Source organism: Pseudomonas sp. TKO26, from assembly GCF_003225665.1.
In the GTDB taxonomy this organism is placed as follows: Bacteria; Pseudomonadota; Gammaproteobacteria; order Pseudomonadales; family Pseudomonadaceae; genus Aquipseudomonas; species Aquipseudomonas saponiphila.
Map to the genome: position 1 here is coordinate 300,063 of NZ_QKLN01000006.1, position 17,519 is coordinate 317,581.

A 17,519-nucleotide genomic window follows, 5' to 3' on the forward strand; every position below is an offset into this window, starting at 1 on the left:
AGAATCCTGAGGAAAACGCTCCGGCGCGTATTGTGCAACAGATCAATGCCCCGCAGCGCAGGTAATTGGTGTCTTAAATTTCACATAAGTCTACTGACCGCTGTTTGCCGGAAAAAGTCGCTCGCTCAAATGCTCGATCAGCACCCGCAGCTTGGCCGCCGTGTGCCGGCTTGATGGCCACAGCACCCAGAATGCCCCGTTGTGCAACAGAAAATCATCGAGCACGACCTGCAACTCTCCCCGGCCTACCGCGGCCTGAACCATGAAGTCCGGCAGGCAGGCGATACCCAGCCCACTGCGGGCCGCATGCTCCACGGCTTCGATGGAACTGCTGGTAAAGCGCGTAGGCAACAACGGCTCCGGCTGCGGGGCCTGGGGCTTGAAAGGCCAAGGCTCGAGTTTGCCGGTGTGGTGAAAGGTGTGTCGCAGGCAGGCGTGCTCCCGCAGGTCCTGGGGGCTGCGGGGCAAGCCGCGCCGCTCGAAATACCCGGGGCTGCCTACCAACTGCATGCGAAAGCGCCCCAGTTGCCGGGCCAGGAGCCGGGAATCCTTGGGTTGACCGGTACGCACCACCAGATCGAAGCCTTCCTCCACCACATCCACCATGCGATCGGAAAGGTCCACATCCAGTTCGATCTGCGGATAGCGCTGCATGAACTCGGCCAGCACGGGCATCAGCAGGCCATGGACCTGCGGCGCACTGATGCGCAATTTGCCCACCGGCGCACTGGAGGAATCGCACAGCTGGAACTCGGCGGCCTCGACCTCGGCAGCAATCCGCCGGCAACGCTCAAGCAAGCCCGCGCCTTCGGCGGTGAGGCTGATACTGCGGGTCGTTCGATGGAACAGCCGAGTCTTCAGGCGCTCCTCAAGGCGGGCGATGCTTTTGCCCACCGCCGAGGACGACACCCCCAAGAGCCGCCCTGCCTCGGTGAAGCTGCGGGTTTCCGCCACCTGCACAAACACCGGGATACTGCCTAGCCAGTCCATTCTGCACTCCCGAATTAAGGACATCTGCGTCCGATAAGTTCGGAACCTTAGCCCATTTTTCCGCCATGCACAGCGCCCTACCCTAGGCCCCTCACCTTTGAGCCAACCCAACGGGACCTGCCCATGAACAATTCCGTCAATGCCTGCGAGCTGTTGCAAGCGCCTGGCGAAACCCGCGAGCGACTGCCTGTCGGCGGCCTATTGGCCCTGGCGACTGCCGGGTTCATCACCCTGATGACCGAGACGCTGCCCGCCGGCCTGCTGCCGCTGATGAGCGTCGACCTGGGCGTTTCACCCGCCCTGATCGGCCAGCTGGTGACCTTCTACGCCCTGGGATCGCTGCTGGCCGCCATCCCCCTGATCCTCCTGACCCAAGGCTGGCGGCGGCGACCGCTGTTGTTGATCGCCATCGGCGGCTTCGCCGTGGTTAACAGCGTTACCGCCCTTTCCACCAACTACAGCCTGATTCTTGTGGCGCGCTGGTGTGCCGGGGTCTTCGCCGGCCTGCTCTGGGCCCTGCTGGCCGGGTACGCCAGCCGAATGGCGGCGCCGCACCAGCAGGGACGGGCGATAACCCTGGCCATGCTCGGCGCGCCGCTGGCGTTGTCCGTGGGGATGCCCGCCGGAACCTGGCTGGGCGGCTTGCTGGGCTGGCGCATGAGCTTCGCCTGCATGACGCTGCTGACCCTGGGACTGATCGGCTGGGTGCTGGTTCAGGTACCGGACTTCCCTGGAGTTCGGATGCACAAGCGCCTGTCGCTGACTCGGGTCCTGGCCTTGCCAGGAGTCCGCTCGGTGCTGTTCGTGACTTTCGCCTATGTGCTGGGACACAACATTCTCTACACCTACATCGCGCCCTTTCTTGAGTCGGCCGGGCTTGGCACGCAGATTGAGCGGGTGCTGCTGGTGTTCGGCCTGGCAGCCTTGCTGAGCATCTGGCTGGTAGGTCTTTTGATTGACCGCTGGTTGCGTAAGCTGGTGCTCCTTGGTTGCCTGCTGTTTATCGGCGCCACCCTGGTATTGGGGCTGCTGGGCGATCAACCACTGGCGATCTATGGGGCCACCGCAACTTGGGGGTTGTCCTTTGGTGGCATGGCCACCCTGCTGCAAACCGCACTGGCCAAGACAGCAGGCGAGCACGCCGACACCGCGCAGTCGATGCTGGTCACCCTGTGGAACCTGGCGATGGCCGGCGGCGGCGTGGGGGGCGCCTTGCTGCTGCAGGGACCGGGGGTGGCGACGTTCCCCTGGGTGATCGCCGCCCTTTTGTTGCTGACCCTGTGGGTGGTGGTGAACGCCCGGCGCCACGGATTTCCAGCCAGCTCTTGAAAGGGGTTATCGCGCTCACGACCGCCAGCTCTACTAGGAGTGGCCGCTGGTGGTAACCGGCATACGCGCAACTGCTGGAAAACCGTCGTCACCCAAGATTGATCCGCCCAAAAAAAAGACCCCGGCCTTGCGGACGGGGTCTTTTTCAACACAGCAGATCAGGCATCAGTAACGCTTGATGTCCGCCTGGTTTTCCAACTGCTTGCGATAAGCAGAGAAGTCCTGCTGGCCGATACGCGAGGCCAGGAAGCGACGGTATTGAACCTTCTCTTCCTCGGTCGGCGCGGCCGCTTCGTTGACGCTGTTGAGTTGCAGCACCAGCAAGTTGCCGTTGGGCAGAGTCACGCTGGTGAAGGTCGGCTTGTCTTTGGACTCGGGCTTGCTCATGCGGAACAGCGCCTGCAGTACGGTCGGATCGACACCGTCCTGGCCACGAGTCACGGCTTGCATGACTTTCCAGCTCTGACCGTCCACCGGCTTGTTCAGCGCGGTCTTGCCATCACGCAAGCTGGCGATCAGTTCTTCGGCCTTGGTCTTGGCCGCAGCACTGGCGTGCTCCTTGGCCAATTGCGCGCGAATGGCAGTGGCAACACCTTCCAGCGGCAGTTGCTCGGGCTTGTGGTGCTCTTTGACACGCAGCACCACGACGGTTTCCGGATCCAGTTCGATAGCGGTGCTGTTGGCACCCTCATCGAGAACCTCGGTACTGAAAGCAGCCTGCACCACGTTACGGTTGGCGGCGATGCCATCACCGCCCTCGCGGCCGAACGGCGCGGAGGTGTGAACAGTCAGTTTCAGATCCTGAGCCGGCTGAGCCAGATCGGATGCCTCGAACGACGAATCCTCAAGCTGCTTGGTGGCCTCGACAAAACGCTGCTCGACCTGCTGAGTTTTCAGATCGCGGGTCAGCTTGTCCTTGAGGCTGGCGAAGCTCGGCACTTGCGGTGCCTCGATGCCCAGCAACTTGATCAGGTGGAAACCGAAGTCGGTACGTACTGGCGCCGAAACCTGATCCTTGTTCAGCGCATACAGCGCTTTTTCGAAGATCGGGTCATAAACACCTGGGCCGGCGTAGCCCAGGTCACCGCCGTTATTGGCCGAACCTGGATCCTGGGAGAACTCCTTGGCCAGTGCTTCGAAGCTTTCACCCTTGGCCAGACGAGCCTGGATCTCTTCGATCTTGGCCTTGGCCTGAGCCTCGTTCACCTTGTCGTTGACTTCGATCAGGATGTGCGCGGCACGACGTTGCTCGGACAGGTTGGCGACTTCCTTCTGATACAGCGCTTGCAGGTCTTCGTCCTTGACGCTGACCTGGTCGAAGAATGCGGCCTTCTTCAACTCGATGTAATCGATGACCACCTGGTCAGGAGTCATGAACTCCTTGGCGTGCTGATCGTAGTAGGCCTTGACCTCTTCGTCGGTCAGCTTGACTGCCGCCGGATCGGCCTTGATGGTCAGGGAGGCGAAATCACGGGTCTGTTTTTCCAGACGTGCGAAGGCCAGCACCTGGGCGTCGGTCACAAAACCGCTGCCGGCAAGACCGGCACGTACCTGGCCGATCAGCATTTCCTGAGCCAGCATCTGGCGGAATTGCAGACGGGTGTAACCCAGTTGACGGATGACCTGGTCGAAACGCTCGGGGCTGAATTTGCCGTCCACCTGGAACTCAGGTGTCTGCAGGATCACTTGATCCAGTGCGCCTTCGGAAAACGCGAACTTGGAATCCTTCGCCCCTTGCAGCAACAGCTTGCGATCGATCAGCCCTTTCAGAGCGGCTTCACGCAGCATCTTCTCATCCAGCAGGGAGGCATCGAAGTCTTTGCCCAACTGTTGCATCAACTGACGGCGTTGCATGTCGACGGCCTGGCTCAACTCGTTCTGAGTGATTTCCTCGCCGTTGACCTTGGCCGCGTCCTGGTTATGGGTAGTGGCCTTGAAAATGGCATCGAAACCGGTCAACGCCAAAAGCGCGACGATGACCCCGATGATGGTTTTGGCAATCCAGCCTTGTGAATTGTCCCTGATATTCTGCAGCATACGTCCCCCAAAAACGGCCGTAATTCAATTTGAGCAGCCGTGGAGCGTGGGTAGAATCCGGATAGAAGAAAGGCGCATCCGAGGATGCGCCTTCTCGTAACTGGCGGAGCGGACGAGAGTCGAATCTGCAACCCTCTGCGTAAACCGATGGTGCATCGGTCAACTGGCGCCCCGCTGCCAGATCAGGCATGACCCCGACCCGGATGGGCAAAGACCCTGAAGAAACTTAGTTAACGGCTTCTTTCAGTGCTTTACCGGCTTTGAAACCTGGCTTTTTAGCAGCGGCGATTTCCAGAGTCTTACCGGTCTGTGGGTTACGGCCGATACGAGCTGGACGATCAGTTACGGAGAAGGTACCGAAACCAACCAGAACAACAGAGTCACCGGCCTTCAGAGCGCCGGTAACGGATTCGATTACTGCGTCCAGCGCACGGCCAGCAGCAGCTTTCGGGAGATCAGCAGATGCAGCGATAGCATCAATCAGTTCCGACTTGTTCACTCTAAGTCCCCTTATATATCTATGAGTATGATTCTAAGTTTTTTGGTGAAAGCAAAAACGAGTGCTGAATGGCCTACAGACACTTAAGAGCCGCTTTATAACAAGGGCTCTAAAAAGCTGTCAAGGAAGCCCCCCAGGCTAATGCGTACTAATGCGTGCTAATTCTTTCCTTAGAGTCAGACTCGCGTTTTTCGTCCTTTGCAACTATCTCGGGAGCCACATCCGGCAAGGGCTCCGGCGCGTATTGCAGCGCAATTTGCAGGACTTCGTCAATCCATTTAACCGGTTTAATCTGCAGATCCTGCTTGATATTGTCAGGAATTTCTTTCAAATCGCGAACATTCTCTTCAGGAATGATCACTGTCTTGATTCCACCCCGATGAGCTGCGAGTAGTTTCTCTTTCAGACCACCGATGGCCAACACCTGACCACGCAGAGTGATTTCACCAGTCATCGCCACATCAGCCCGTACCGGGATCCCGGTCAATGCGGAAACCAGCGCCGTGCACATGCCTATGCCTGCGCTAGGGCCGTCTTTGGGGGTTGCCCCTTCAGGCATATGGATATGGGTATCGCGCTTCTCGTGGAAGTCCAGGGGAATACCCAAACTCTTCGCCCGGCTGCGTACCACGGTCAATGCTGCGGTGATCGACTCGACCATGACATCGCCCAGGGAACCAGTCTTGATCAACTGGCCCTTGCCCGGCACCACAGCAGCTTCGATGGTCAGCAGTTCGCCGCCGACCTGAGTCCAGGCCAGCCCCGTTACCTGGCCGATCTGATCTTGCTGCTCTGCCAAGCCGTAGCGGAATTTACGCACACCAAGGAAGTGTTCCAGCAACTCGGAAGTCACTTTCACCGAGAAGCGTTTTTCCATTGCATGCTCTTTCACCGCCTTGCGGCAGACCTTGGCAATCTGGCGCTCCAGCCCACGCACACCGGCTTCGCGGGTGTAGTAACGAATGATGTCGCGGATCGCATCCGGATCGAATTCCAGCTCGCCCTTCTTCAGACCGTTGGCCTGGATTTGCTTGGGCGACAGGTACTTGATCGCAATGTTGATCTTCTCGTCCTCGGTATAGCCCGGCAGACGAATCACCTCCATCCGGTCCAGCAACGCCGGAGGGATATTCATCGAGTTGGAGGTGCACAGGAACATCACATCGGACAGGTCGTAATCGACTTCCAGATAGTGGTCGTTGAAATTATGGTTCTGCTCGGGATCCAGAACCTCAAGCAAGGCAGAGGCTGGATCACCGCGCATATCACTGCCCATCTTGTCGATTTCATCAAGCAGGAACAGTGGGTTGCGCACACCCACCTTTGTCATTTTTTGAATCAATCTTCCCGGCATCGAACCGATGTAAGTCCGACGGTGTCCACGGATTTCCGCTTCATCCCGAACACCACCCAGGGCCATGCGCACAAACTTGCGATTGGTTGCGTTGGCGATCGATTCGGCCAGGGAGGTTTTGCCCACCCCTGGAGGCCCGACGAGGCACAACACCGGACCACGGATCTTCTTAACCCGCTTTTGTACGGCGAGGTATTCGAGAATCCGCTCTTTGACTTCTTCCAGACCATAGTGGTCGGCATCGAGGATATCTTCGGCACGTGCCAGGTCCAGACGCACCTTGCTCTGAGCCTTCCACGGCACCTGCACCAACCAGTCGATGTAGGAGCGAACCACAGTGGCTTCGGCAGACATCGGTGACATCTGCTTGAGCTTGTTCAGCTCGGCCTGAGCCTTGGTCATGGCATCTTTGGGTAGGCCGGCGGCATCGATGCGCTTCTTCAGCTCTTCGATTTCATTGTGGCCTTCGTCACCATCACCCAACTCTTTCTGAATGGCCTTCATTTGCTCATTCAGGTAGTACTCACGCTGGCTGCGCTCCATTTGCTTCTTGACGCGGCCGCGAATGCGCTTTTCCACTTGCAGCAAATCAATCTCGGCGTCCAGCAATGCCAGGACATGCTCGACTCGGGCTGACAGATCAATGATCTCGAGGATTTCCTGCTTCTGCTCGATCTTCAAAGCCATGTGCGCCGCCATGGTATCTACCAGGCGACTTGGCTCGTCGATGCTGTTGAGAGAAGACAACACCTCGGCCGGGACTTTCTTGCCCAGTTGCACATACTGCTCGAACTGGGACAGCAAACTGCGGACGAACACTTCTGACTCACGATCAGGAGCGTCGACCTCGTCAATCAGAGAGACTTCAGCACGGCAGTGACCATCAACTTCACTGAAGCGTTCCACAGCGCCGCGCTGTTCGCCTTCGACCAGCACCTTGACGGTGCCATCAGGCAATTTGAGCAACTGCAAGACAGTCGCAATGGTACCTACGCGATAGAGTGCATCTTCACCGGGATCATCATCAGCAGGGTTTCTCTGTGCCAGCAGAAGAATCTGCTTGTCGCCCGTCATCGCTGCCTCGAGGGCTTCGATCGACTTCTCGCGCCCCACGAACAGCGGGATAACCATGTGCGGATAAACCACGACATCACGCAATGGCAGGAGAGGCAATTCGATGGTTGTCTTCATGATTTCGCCTCTACGGCGGCCGTACGGCCGTAAACAGATGGAAGTAAGCTTGAAACCAAGATGGGGGCTGCCTGCAAAAAAAACAAGCTTAAAGACAGCACTTTAAAGACGCTAAAAGGAAAGGGGCCCGAAGGCCCCTTCTTTTAAGCAACACCACGACACTTACGCGTCTGGAGCAGCCTTGGCCGCCGGCTCACTGTTCTCATAGATGTACAGTGGCTGGGACTTGCCTTCAATAACGCTTTCATCGATCACTACTTTACTCACCTCGGATTGCGAGGGGATCTCATACATAGTATCGAGTAGAACACCTTCGAGAATCGAGCGCAGACCACGCGCACCAGTCTTGCGCTCAAGCGCTCGCTTGGCGACCGACTTCAATGCGTCAGTACGGAACTCCAGGTCCACACCTTCCATCTCGAACAACTTTGCATACTGCTTGGTCAGGGCGTTCTTCGGTTCAGTAAGAATCTGAATCAAGGCAGCCTCGTCCAGCTCATCCAGCGTCGCAAGAACCGGCAGACGACCGACGAACTCCGGGATCAGACCGAACTTGACCAGATCGTCAGGCTCAACTTCACGCAGGGACTCACCGACCTTCTTGCCCTCTTCCTTACTGCGAACTTCGGCGTTGAAGCCGATGCCGCCACGGGTGGAGCGGTTTTGGATAACCTTCTCCAGACCCGAGAAAGCGCCGCCACAGATAAACAGGATGTTGCGAGTGTCGACTTGCAGGAACTCCTGCTGCGGGTGCTTGCGACCACCTTGAGGAGGAACGGAAGCGACCGTACCCTCGATCAACTTCAACAGAGCCTGCTGAACGCCCTCGCCGGAAACATCCCGAGTAATCGAAGGGTTATCAGACTTGCGCGAAATCTTGTCGATTTCATCGATGTAAACAATGCCCATCTGAGCTTTTTCTACGTCGTAATCGCACTTCTGCAGCAATTTCTGAATGATGTTCTCAACGTCCTCACCCACATAACCGGCTTCGGTCAGGGTGGTTGCGTCGGCAATGGTGAACGGCACATTCAACAGACGAGCCAGGGTTTCCGCCAAAAGCGTCTTACCCGAACCTGTAGGCCCGATCAGCAAGATATTGCTCTTGCCGAGTTCGACATCGTCGTTCTTTTTGTCACGCTGATTCAGACGCTTGTAGTGGTTGTATACCGCTACCGCCAGAACCTTTTTCGCACGCTCCTGACCAATCACATACTGATCAAGGATGCCGCTGATTTCTTTAGGCGAAGGCAATTTATGCGCGCTGCTTTCGGCCTGTGCCTCCTGCACCTCCTCACGGATGATGTCATTGCACAAGTCGACGCACTCGTCGCAGATAAAGACCGAGGGGCCGGCAATCAATTTGCGTACTTCATGCTGGCTTTTGCCACAGAAGGAGCAATAAAGCAGTTTGCCGTTGTCCTCGCCGTTGCGGGTGTCAGTCATTCGATCGATCCAAATCCGATAGGCTTGCAACACAAGATGAAGGCAATTGCGGGCTTTTTCAAGTCCGCAGGCGGCCAGTTAGATAAGCCGCCTACATTTGAGTTGCTTAGGCAGGCATTTGACGCTTGTTGATCACGGAGTCGATCAGACCGTACTCCGCGGCGCGCTCGGCGCTCATGAAGTTGTCACGCTCAGTGTCACGCTCAATGGTTTCAAGGCTCTGACCAGTATGGTGAGCCAGCAGCGAGTTCAGGCGCGAACGAATGTGCAGGATTTCCTTGGCATGAATGTCAATATCCGACGCCTGGCCTTGGAAACCGCCGAGCGGTTGGTGAATCATCATCCGCGAGTTAGGCAGGCAATGACGCTTGCCCGCGGCACCGCCAGCGAGCAGGAACGCCCCCATGCTACATGCCTGACCGATGCAGATCGTCGAAACGTCAGGCTTGATGAATTGCATGGTGTCGTAGATCGACATGCCAGCAGTCACCGAGCCACCTGGCGAGTTGATGTAGAGATGGATGTCCTTGTCCGGGTTTTCCGCTTCAAGGAACAGCAGTTGCGCCGCAACCAAGTTGGCCATGTAGTCCTCTACCGGGCCAATCAGGAAGATCACTCGCTCCTTCAGGAGGCGCGAATAAATGTCATAGGCGCGTTCGCCACGGGCGGACTGCTCGATAACCATCGGGACCAGGCCGCCTGCGGCCTGGATGTCAGAGCTCTGCTGATAATAAGAATTGCGGGACATGTCCTGCAGTCACTCCCAAATAGTCATGTCTTGAATACGCATAAGCCAGCACGAAGGCTGGCTTATGGTGTGTGCTTCGAACGAAAAAAGGATCAGTCGGCTTGAGGTGCTTCTACCGGCTTGACCGCTTCTTCGTAAGAGACCGATTTGTCGGTCACGCTAGCTTTCTGCAGAACAGTATCCACAACTTGCTCTTCCAGCACAACAGAACGGACTTCGTTCAACTGCTGCTCGTTCTTGTAGTACCAGGACACGACTTGCTCAGGCTCCTGGTAAGCCGAAGCCATTTCCTGGATCAGCTCGCGAACGCGGGCTTCATCAGGCTTGAGGTCGAATTGCTTAACCACTTCGGCGACGATCAGACCCAGCACTACACGGCGCTTAGCCTGCTCTTCGAACAGCTCAGCCGGCAATTGGTCAGGCTTGATGTTGCCGCCGAACTGCTGAACAGCTTGAACGCGCAGACGATTAACTTCGTTGTCCAGCAGCGCTTTCGGCACTTCGATCGGGTTGGAGGCCAACAGACCGTCCATAACCTGATTCTTCACTTTGGACTTGATAGCCTGACGCAGTTCGCGCTCCATGTTCTTGCGAACTTCGGCACGGAAACCATCCAGACCCGCTTCCTTGATCCCGAATTGAGCGAAGAACTCTTCGGTCAGCTCAGGCAGCTTAGGCTCGGAAACGCTGTTGACAGTAACAGTGAACTCGGCGGCTTTGTTGGCCAGATCCAGGTTCTGGTAGTTCTCAGGGAAGGTCAGGTTCAGAACACGCTCTTCGCCAGCTTTAGCGCCAACCAGACCGTCTTCGAAACCAGGAATCATGCGACCGGAACCCAACACCAGCTGAGTGCCCTTAGCTGAGCCACCTGCGAAAGCTTCGCCGTCGACCTTGCCAACGAAATCGATGTTCAGTTGATCATCGTTCTGCGCAGCGCGATCAACCACTTCAAAGCGAACATTCTGCTTGCGCAGGATTTCCAGCATGTTGTCCAGGTCGGCATCAGCCACTTCAGCGCTCAGGCGCTCAACAGCGATGCTTTCGAAACCGGCAACGGTGAACTCTGGGAAAACTTCGAAAGTGGCAACGTATTCCAGATCCTTGCCCTTCTCCAGCACTTTAGGCTCGACCGAAGGAGCGCCGGCTGGGTTCAGCTTCTGCTCAACAACAGCTTCATAGAAAGAAGCCTGGATCACGTCACCTACTGCTTCTTGACGCGCGTCAGCCTCATAACGCTGACGAATCACGCTCATTGGAACCTTGCCAGGACGGAAGCCTGGGATTTTGGCCTTTTGGGCAGTCTGCTGCAGACGCTTGTTGACCTGGCTCTCGATGCGCTCAGCCGGCACGGTGATGCTCATGCGGCGCTCAAGAGCAGAAGTATTTTCAACAGAAACTTGCATGGATATTCCTCGTTGCACAGACGTTAGCCGGCCGTTTTCCGACCCCAGAATCAAGGGCATGCATTCTAGTGGGTCAAACTCAAGAAGTCACCATACTGAAAAAGGGTGAAATACGACCGACAATGTGAAGGCGGGGACAAAAGGTTGAGCCTCGCCATGAGAGCAATTACTACAAATCCAGCCAGGGGCTCTAAACCAATCCTTCTATATATAGAAGGGATCGACCAGACCACCACTGACAGACACCAGCCAACAGCCGAATTCAAACACCTGACGACCAAGAGCGGATCTGGCACCACCGGCCAGCCCACTACAATGCGACAAAACAGCATCGAATCCAGAAACGAAAACGGCGCAGCCCCTTTCAGGTGCTGCGCCGTGATCTGCTATTAACTAGCTACTTTAATGGTGCGGACGAAGAGACTCGAACTCTTACACCTTGCGGCGCTGGAACCTAAATCCAGTGTGTCTACCAATTCCACCACGTCCGCTTAACAAGCTTCTAAAGCAAAGGCGCCAGACTATTAATCTGGCGCCTTTTTCGAATATGGGGTGGACGATGGGGATCGAACCCACGACAACAGGAGTCACAATCCTGTGCTCTACCAACTGAGCTACGCCCACCATATTGCGTTACTTGTGCCAAAGCTGCCTAATGGCGCACCCGGCAGGACTCGAACCTGCGACCATCCGCTTAGAAGGCGGATGCTCTATCCAGCTGAGCTACGGGCGCCTTATTAATCTGTATTCTCTAATGACTACAAACTAATTGCTTTCAGTCGTTATGAGTTAAACATCAACTCTGCCCGACCTTCTTAACCAGTGCTAGGCTGTGCCCGACAAGTGCGACGAATGTTATAGACGGGCCGTTAGGTCGTCAACTCTTTTTTAAAAAAAATTCATTTAATTAAAGGAGTTAGGGGAATTTGCAGACCAAGCGCCTTTGCCCTCACGTCCCGACATGCGAGAATGCGTTCTCTTTTTCTCTCCCTCTCGATGGTTAATCACGCGTCATGACTGCACAACTAATCGACGGCAAAGCGATCGCCGCTAGCCTGCGCCAGCAGATCGCCAAACGTGTCGCCGAGCGTCGCCAGCAAGGCCTGCGTACTCCGGGCCTCGCGGTGATTCTGGTCGGCAGCGACCCGGCCTCTCAGGTTTATGTCTCGCACAAGCGTAAAGACTGCGAAGAGGTCGGCTTCCTTTCACAAGCCTATGACTTGCCTGCCAACACGACTCAAGAAGATCTGGCCGGCCTGATCGACAAGCTCAACGATGACCCGAACATCGACGGCGTCCTGTTGCAATTGCCACTGCCCGAGCACCTGGATGCCTCCTTGTTGCTTGAGCGCATTCGCCCGGACAAAGACGTAGATGGCTTCCATCCTTATAACGTCGGTCGCCTGGCCCAGCGCATCCCCCTGCTGCGCCCCTGCACTCCCAAGGGCATCATGACCCTGCTACAAAGCACCGGTGCCGATCTGTACGGCATGGACGCAGTCGTCGTGGGCGCTTCCAATATCGTCGGTCGTCCGATGGCCATGGAGTTGCTGCTGGCGGGCTGCACCGTGACCGTGACCCACCGCTTCACCAAAGACCTAGCCGGCCACGTTGGCCGTGCCGATCTGGTCGTGGTTGCCGCTGGCAAGCCTGGCCTGGTCAAGGGCGAATGGATCAAGGAAGGCGCCATCGTCATCGACGTGGGCATCAATCGTCAGGAAGACGGCAAACTGGTGGGCGACGTCGTGTATGAGACCGCCCTGCCCCGCGCCGGCTGGATCACCCCCGTACCTGGCGGCGTCGGCCCCATGACCCGCGCCTGCCTGCTGGAAAACACCCTGTACGCCGCTGAAACGCTGCACAGCTGAGTTTTTGCCAGCGCGCTTCAATCAGCCCGCCATTGGCGGGCTTTTTTATGCCACCGCCTCACACTCCCAACTCCCGGCATATAGCTCCTGAATCTTAGCGCCCCAGGCCAAGCCGAGCCTATCCTGACGAACACCTGCCACTCAGGGAAAAACTGGTGTTTTTTCTTGGTTTTTAAGGGTTTTCGACTGACCGCTGAAGAACAATCGACAGTTCCTCAGCTATATTCATAAAATGTAACGTTTTCCCGAAAAAACCCGTTGCCAGACGGCATATCCATCTTTATCGAGTCCGCCCGCGTGAAAATTCGTCTCTCCATCCTCAGCTTGTTGTTTGCTGTGTCCGGCACCTTGATCGCGCACAGCGTCGACGCCAGCGAAACCACCGCGGCGCCAAGAGACACTTCACAGTTGCATATCGCCTCCGGCAGCGCCCTGCTGCTGGATCTGCAGACCAACAAAGTCATCTACTCCAGCAACCCGGACGTTGTGGTGCCCATCGCCTCGGTCACCAAGCTGATGACTGCCATGATCGTGCTCGACGCCAAGCTGCCACTGGATGAACACATTTCCATGAACATCAGCGACACCCCGGAGATGAAGGGCGTGTTTTCCCGGGTCAAGCTCAACAGTGAGCTGAGCCGTCGCGACACCTTGCTGATTGCCCTGATGTCCTCGGAAAACCGCGCAGCCGCCAGCCTCGCCCATCACTATCCAGGCGGCTACTCGGCGTTCATCGCCGCCATGAACGCCAAGGCCAAGTCCCTGGGCATGACCCATACCCGCTATGTCGAGCCCACCGGACTGTCGATCCACAACGTCTCCACCGCTCGCGACCTGAGCAAGCTGTTGGTGGCCGCTCGCAAATACCCGCTGCTGAGCGAACTGAGCACCACCAAGGAAAAGACCGTGGCGTTCCGCAAACCCAACTACACCCTGGGCTTTCGCAACACCGACCACCTGGTCAACAAGGAAAAATGGGACATCAAGATCACCAAGACCGGCTTCACCAACCAGGCCGGCCACTGCCTGGTGCTGGTCACCAGCATGGGCAATCGCCCGGTAGCCCTGGTGATTCTCGACGCCTTCGGCAAGTACACCCACTTTGCCGACGCCAGCCGCATCCGCAACTGGGTCGAAACCGGCAAAAGCGGTTCGGTGCCGGACGTAGCCCTGCGCTACAAGGCCGACAAGAACCTCAAGAACCACCAGAACGCAGCCCCGCAAGCCTCACATTGATCTCCAGCAACAACAACGGCGCCCCAAGGCGCCGTTGTTGTCTGTAGAGCGTTCAATAACCGTCGAGCGCCTTGCCGGCCCGAGCCGCCGCCTGCTCCTGGCCGGCCCGGGCCAGCTCATTGGCCGCGTTCAACCAGCGCTGGCGATCGACCTTGGCCGGTAGCTGATTGGGCGCCTGAATCAATACCGCGAAACTGCCGGCGTCTTTCCAGGACGACTCGAAGGCACTGAAGCTCATCAGCTGCCGACGGTCTTTCGCCCCCCGCAACAGCACTGTCTGCTTTTCCCGGTTATAACCGGCAAGCACCGCATAGCGCGGCTGCGCCCACAAGCTCGAACCCTCGGTAAAACGCACCAGCACCGGATAGCCCGCAGCCACCTGGGTCAGCAAGGCCGACAGCTGATCATCCAGGGGATAGACCACCATGCCGTATTGCCGGGCCAGGCCCTGCAGGTTCTGCTGCAACTGCGCCTCGGCTCCCGGCAGGTGCAAAGGCTTGTCCAGCAGTCCGGGGGTAATCACGACGCCCTGTTGCGACAACATACTGGCTAGCGCTCCGGGAGCGCTCTGGTACATCTCGCCACGGAAGAACGGCACGCTGTTGAGCTCCACCCGCTCCGGCAGTCGCTGAATCTCCGGTGCCACGCTGCCAGCACAACCGGCCAGGCCCAGAACACAGGCGCTGACCAGCAGCGCCGCTCGAAATCGAGGAAATACCCGCACCATCATTGCTCTCTAATAGACAGACGCCGGACGACCCTGCTCCGGCTGGGGGCTTGATCATAGGGCCCTCACGGGCGAGGGTATAGCGTTAGGCAACAGTTAATTGAAAACCATAGAGCGAAGTGTTCGAAGACTCGCGACTATTGGTCAATAGCCTGAAACACAGGGGCTACTAGACTGTCCATTGGTAAGTGTGTGTGCCCTGGACAGGGCATGTAAGGAGGCACTGATGAGCCTGACAACGACAATCCTGATGCTGATCCTGGGCTGGCTGGCCGTCGCCGGCGCCATGCTCTGGGGCGTGCTGCGTATCACCCGCCGCCACCATCCCCAGCCCCGCAAGCCAGGCATCGAAAGCGAAAAGAGCGCCCGGCGCCCCGCCACTGTGCACTGACCCACCTTCCCTCCCGTAAAACGACACGGCCGCCTGACTCCAGCGAGTGCAGACGGCCGTTTGCCTTGGCTACGAATCAGACCTCGGTCTGCTGCGCCTGGCGCTTTTGCCGAGCCCGGCGGGCCAGCATGTTCAAGCTCTCAATGGCCGCCGAGAACGCCATCGCCGCGTACACATAGCCCTTGGGCACATGGGCGCCGAAACCTTCGGCGATCAGGGTCATGCCGATCATGATCAGGAAGCCCAGGGCCAGCATGACCACGGTCGGGTTGTCATGGATGAACTTGGCCAGCGGTTCGGCGGCCAGCAACATCACCAGCACCGAGATCACCACGGCAATGATCATGATCGGCAGGTGCTCGGTCATGCCCACCGCGGTAATGATGCTGTCGATGGAGAACACCAGGTCCAGCATCAGAATCTGCCCGATCGCCGCGGCAAACCCGATGCTCACCTTGGAAGTGGCAGTCGCGGGCTTCTCGGGCTCAGGATCCATGCTCTGATGGATCTCGGTGGTGGCTTTCCATACCAGGAACAGGCCACCGGCAATCAGGATCATGTCCTTCCAGGAGAAACTCTGCCCCAGCACGTCGATCACCGGCTCGGTGAGCTGGACGATGAAAGCAATGGTGCTGAGCAGCGCCAGACGCAGGAACAACGCCATGCTGATCCCGATGCGCCGCGCCTTGGCCCGGTGCTTTTCCGGCAGCTTGTTGGTGAGGATGGAAATAAAGATCAGGTTATCGATGCCAAGCACGATCTCCATCACCACCAGAGTGGCCAGAGCTACCCAGGCGGTGGGGCTGGCAGCGAGCTGTAAAAGGTAATCCATGGGTCAATCCTGCATCGGTGAAATGAAAAGTCAGATTTCCTGGGAAGAGTCGGGCTTCTTGGCCGCGTCATCCTCTGGTTTTTCCTTGCCGGTCACGCTTTGCGTGGCCTCGCTCAAGGCCTGTTCGGCAGCCTTGTGGGTGTCATCGATGGCTTGCTTGGCCGTCTCGGCGGCCTTGTCCAGCACTTGTTGGGCGCTTTTTTCCGCCTGATCACACCCCGCCAGGGTCAGCATAGACAGGGCCAGCAACGAGGCCGCGCCCAGGGTTTTGAATGACATGCCGTATTCCTCGATAGAACGGACAGGGCCATGCGGGCCCCGTCGATAGCGGGGCATTCTAGGGAGACGAATACTTCAGGAAAATTCGTATTTTTTGCAGTTATACTTCGGTTTTTACGAACTGATAATCACCATGCTCAACTACCGCCAACTGCATTACTTCTGGGTTGTGGCCAAGACCGGCAGCATCGTGCGCGCCTGCGAGCAGCTCAACCTGACCCCACAAACCATCAGCGGCCAGATCAGCCTGCTGGAACAGACCTACGGTATCGAACTGTTTCGCCGGGTCGGGCGCCAGCTGGAACTGAGCGAAGCCGGACGCCAGGCACTGCCCTACGCCGAACAGATGTTCCAGCTCGGCGGCGAACTGGAAGCCATGCTCCGCGCCCGCCCCGACGAGCAGCAGATCCAGTTCCGGGTCGGCGTGGCGGATGTGGTGCCCAAGTCCATCGTCTATCGCCTGATCGCCCCGACCATGGAGCTCAGCGAGCCGATTCGCCTGACCTGCCGCGAAGACAAACTCGAACGGCTACTGGCGGATCTGGCCATCCAGCGCCTGGACCTGGTGATCTCCGACAGCCCGATGCCCTCGCACCTGGACATCAAGGGCTACAGCCAGAAGCTTGGGGAATGCGGCATCAGCTTCTTCGCCACCACCGAACTGGCCCAGCAGCACGGCGCCGACTTCCCTCGCGGCCTGCACGGTGCGCCGCTGCTGATTCCCGGGCAGGAAACCGTGGTGCGCAGCCGCCTACTACGCTGGTTCGCCGAACAGCAACTGCAGCCGCGGATCATCGGCGAATTCGACGACAGCGCCCTGATGCAGGCCTTCGGCCAATCCGGCAGCGGGATCTTCATCGCCCCCAGCGTGATTGCCGAGGAAGTCCGGCAGCAGTACGGCGTCCAGCTGATTGGCCAGACCGACGCCGTGACCGAATCGTTCTATGCCATCTCGGTGGAGCGCAAGGTCAAGCACCCCGGCATCCTGGCCATCACCGAGGGTGCGCGCCGCGAACTGTTCACGCCCCTGGCGCATTGACAGAGGCGCAGGCCTGGGGCGTCTTGAGGTTCATCAGCAGCAAGGCCAGGGCAATCGACAGCAGAATGAACGCCGACGCCGCCATCCCCAGGCTGCCCAGGCCCAGGGTATCGATCACCCGCCCGCCCCCCATCGCCCCCAGGCCGATCC

The 17,519-nt window shown here is 57.9% G+C and carries 15 protein-coding genes and 3 tRNA genes; 5 read left to right on the top strand and 13 right to left on the bottom strand.

Annotated elements, in window-relative coordinates:
* Positions 1–90: 90 nt before the first annotated feature.
* Entirely contained in the window at positions 91–990 is a 900-nt protein-coding gene (locus DNK59_RS12105; RefSeq protein WP_110723345.1) for a LysR family transcriptional regulator, read from the bottom strand.
* A 123-nt stretch (positions 991–1,113) separates the two neighbouring features.
* Here DNK59_RS12105 and DNK59_RS12110 point away from each other — a divergent pair, with 123 nt between their 5' ends.
* On the top strand, positions 1,114–2,319 hold the full coding sequence (locus DNK59_RS12110; protein ID WP_110723346.1) for an MFS transporter: 1,206 nt from the start codon (positions 1,114–1,116) through the stop codon (positions 2,317–2,319).
* A 165-nt stretch (positions 2,320–2,484) separates the two neighbouring features.
* On the opposite strand, the gene DNK59_RS12115 is transcribed toward DNK59_RS12110, so the two are convergent.
* From DNK59_RS12115 to DNK59_RS12155, 9 genes are all read right to left on the bottom strand, one after another.
* The gene (locus tag DNK59_RS12115) at positions 2,485–4,356 is read right to left on the bottom strand and encodes a SurA N-terminal domain-containing protein (RefSeq protein WP_092312901.1); all 1,872 of its coding nucleotides are present in this window, start codon (positions 4,354–4,356) and stop codon (positions 2,485–2,487) included.
* 226 nt (positions 4,357–4,582) lie between these two features.
* Positions 4,583–4,855, bottom strand: coding sequence for an HU family DNA-binding protein (locus tag DNK59_RS12120; RefSeq protein ID WP_011062271.1), 273 nt, complete (start codon positions 4,853–4,855; stop codon positions 4,583–4,585).
* 148 nt (positions 4,856–5,003) lie between these two features.
* Positions 5,004–7,400, bottom strand: a complete 2,397-nt coding sequence (gene lon / locus DNK59_RS12125; protein WP_060840192.1) for an endopeptidase La — start codon at positions 7,398–7,400, stop codon at positions 5,004–5,006.
* Between the two features lie 162 nt (positions 7,401–7,562).
* A complete protein-coding gene (gene clpX, locus DNK59_RS12130; protein WP_060840193.1) occupies positions 7,563–8,846 on the bottom strand; it encodes an ATP-dependent Clp protease ATP-binding subunit ClpX in 1,284 nt (427 codons plus the stop codon).
* Positions 8,847–8,952: 106 nt separating this feature from the next.
* Positions 8,953–9,594: an ATP-dependent Clp endopeptidase proteolytic subunit ClpP gene (gene clpP, locus DNK59_RS12135; RefSeq protein ID WP_016965272.1), complete on the bottom strand. Its 642-nt coding sequence runs from the start codon at positions 9,592–9,594 to the stop codon at positions 8,953–8,955.
* A gap of 92 nt (positions 9,595–9,686) precedes the next feature.
* Positions 9,687–10,997, bottom strand: coding sequence for a trigger factor (tig, locus tag DNK59_RS12140; RefSeq protein ID WP_060844137.1), 1,311 nt, complete (start codon positions 10,995–10,997; stop codon positions 9,687–9,689).
* 406 nt (positions 10,998–11,403) lie between these two features.
* Positions 11,404–11,488: transfer RNA gene (locus DNK59_RS12145), tRNA-Leu, on the bottom strand.
* A 57-nt stretch (positions 11,489–11,545) separates the two neighbouring features.
* Positions 11,546–11,621: transfer RNA gene (locus DNK59_RS12150), tRNA-His, on the bottom strand.
* A gap of 32 nt (positions 11,622–11,653) precedes the next feature.
* Positions 11,654–11,730: transfer RNA gene (locus DNK59_RS12155), tRNA-Arg, on the bottom strand.
* A gap of 280 nt (positions 11,731–12,010) precedes the next feature.
* Between DNK59_RS12155 and folD the strand changes: the two genes are divergently transcribed.
* Together folD and pbpG are read left to right on the top strand one after the other, a co-directional pair.
* The gene (gene folD / locus DNK59_RS12160; protein ID WP_016965270.1) at positions 12,011–12,865 is read left to right on the top strand and encodes a bifunctional methylenetetrahydrofolate dehydrogenase/methenyltetrahydrofolate cyclohydrolase FolD; all 855 of its coding nucleotides are present in this window, start codon (positions 12,011–12,013) and stop codon (positions 12,863–12,865) included.
* Positions 12,866–13,162: 297 nt separating this feature from the next.
* A complete protein-coding gene (gene pbpG / locus DNK59_RS12165; RefSeq protein ID WP_110723347.1) occupies positions 13,163–14,101 on the top strand; it encodes a D-alanyl-D-alanine endopeptidase in 939 nt (312 codons plus the stop codon).
* A 52-nt stretch (positions 14,102–14,153) separates the two neighbouring features.
* On the opposite strand, the gene DNK59_RS12170 is transcribed toward pbpG, so the two are convergent.
* Positions 14,154–14,828 carry a peptidase C39 family protein gene (locus DNK59_RS12170; RefSeq protein ID WP_110723358.1) on the bottom strand — a complete coding sequence of 225 codons (675 nt, stop codon included), beginning with the start codon at positions 14,826–14,828 and terminating at the stop codon, positions 14,154–14,156.
* A 226-nt stretch (positions 14,829–15,054) separates the two neighbouring features.
* Between DNK59_RS12170 and DNK59_RS31915 the strand changes: the two genes are divergently transcribed.
* Positions 15,055–15,219 carry a hypothetical protein gene (locus DNK59_RS31915; RefSeq protein ID WP_177431236.1) on the top strand — a complete coding sequence of 55 codons (165 nt, stop codon included), beginning with the start codon at positions 15,055–15,057 and terminating at the stop codon, positions 15,217–15,219.
* Positions 15,220–15,295: 76 nt separating this feature from the next.
* On the opposite strand, the gene DNK59_RS12175 is transcribed toward DNK59_RS31915, so the two are convergent.
* Together DNK59_RS12175 and DNK59_RS12180 are read right to left on the bottom strand one after the other, a co-directional pair.
* On the bottom strand, positions 15,296–16,051 hold the full coding sequence (locus DNK59_RS12175; protein WP_110723348.1) for a TerC family protein: 756 nt from the start codon (positions 16,049–16,051) through the stop codon (positions 15,296–15,298).
* Between the two features lie 30 nt (positions 16,052–16,081).
* A complete protein-coding gene (locus DNK59_RS12180) occupies positions 16,082–16,330 on the bottom strand; it encodes a hypothetical protein (protein ID WP_060840196.1) in 249 nt (82 codons plus the stop codon).
* Positions 16,331–16,463: 133 nt separating this feature from the next.
* Between DNK59_RS12180 and nhaR the strand changes: the two genes are divergently transcribed.
* On the top strand, positions 16,464–17,369 hold the full coding sequence (gene nhaR / locus DNK59_RS12185; RefSeq protein WP_092312765.1) for a transcriptional activator NhaR: 906 nt from the start codon (positions 16,464–16,466) through the stop codon (positions 17,367–17,369).
* The last annotated feature ends 150 nt before the right edge of the window (positions 17,370–17,519 follow it).

Excerpts from the sequence above, each read along its gene's own strand:
- DNK59_RS12105 (WP_110723345.1), bottom strand. The coding sequence starts at position 990 with ATGGACTGGCTAGGCAGTATCCCGGTGTTTGTGCAGGTGGCGGAAACC.
- DNK59_RS31915 (WP_177431236.1), top strand. The coding sequence starts at position 15,055 with ATGAGCCTGACAACGACAATCCTGATGCTGATCCTGGGCTGGCTGGCC.
- lon (WP_060840192.1), bottom strand. The coding sequence starts at position 7,400 with ATGAAGACAACCATCGAATTGCCTCTCCTGCCATTGCGTGATGTCGTG.
- DNK59_RS12170 (WP_110723358.1), bottom strand. The coding sequence starts at position 14,828 with ATGGTGCGGGTATTTCCTCGATTTCGAGCGGCGCTGCTGGTCAGCGCC.
- clpX (WP_060840193.1), bottom strand. The coding sequence starts at position 8,846 with ATGACTGACACCCGCAACGGCGAGGACAACGGCAAACTGCTTTATTGC.
- nhaR (WP_092312765.1), top strand. The coding sequence starts at position 16,464 with ATGCTCAACTACCGCCAACTGCATTACTTCTGGGTTGTGGCCAAGACC.
- DNK59_RS12110 (WP_110723346.1), top strand. The coding sequence starts at position 1,114 with ATGAACAATTCCGTCAATGCCTGCGAGCTGTTGCAAGCGCCTGGCGAA.
- DNK59_RS12180 (WP_060840196.1), bottom strand. The coding sequence starts at position 16,330 with ATGTCATTCAAAACCCTGGGCGCGGCCTCGTTGCTGGCCCTGTCTATG.
- clpP (WP_016965272.1), bottom strand. The coding sequence starts at position 9,594 with ATGTCCCGCAATTCTTATTATCAGCAGAGCTCTGACATCCAGGCCGCA.
- DNK59_RS12175 (WP_110723348.1), bottom strand. The coding sequence starts at position 16,051 with ATGGATTACCTTTTACAGCTCGCTGCCAGCCCCACCGCCTGGGTAGCT.
- folD (WP_016965270.1), top strand. The coding sequence starts at position 12,011 with ATGACTGCACAACTAATCGACGGCAAAGCGATCGCCGCTAGCCTGCGC.
- tig (WP_060844137.1), bottom strand. The coding sequence starts at position 10,997 with ATGCAAGTTTCTGTTGAAAATACTTCTGCTCTTGAGCGCCGCATGAGC.
- DNK59_RS12115 (WP_092312901.1), bottom strand. The coding sequence starts at position 4,356 with ATGCTGCAGAATATCAGGGACAATTCACAAGGCTGGATTGCCAAAACC.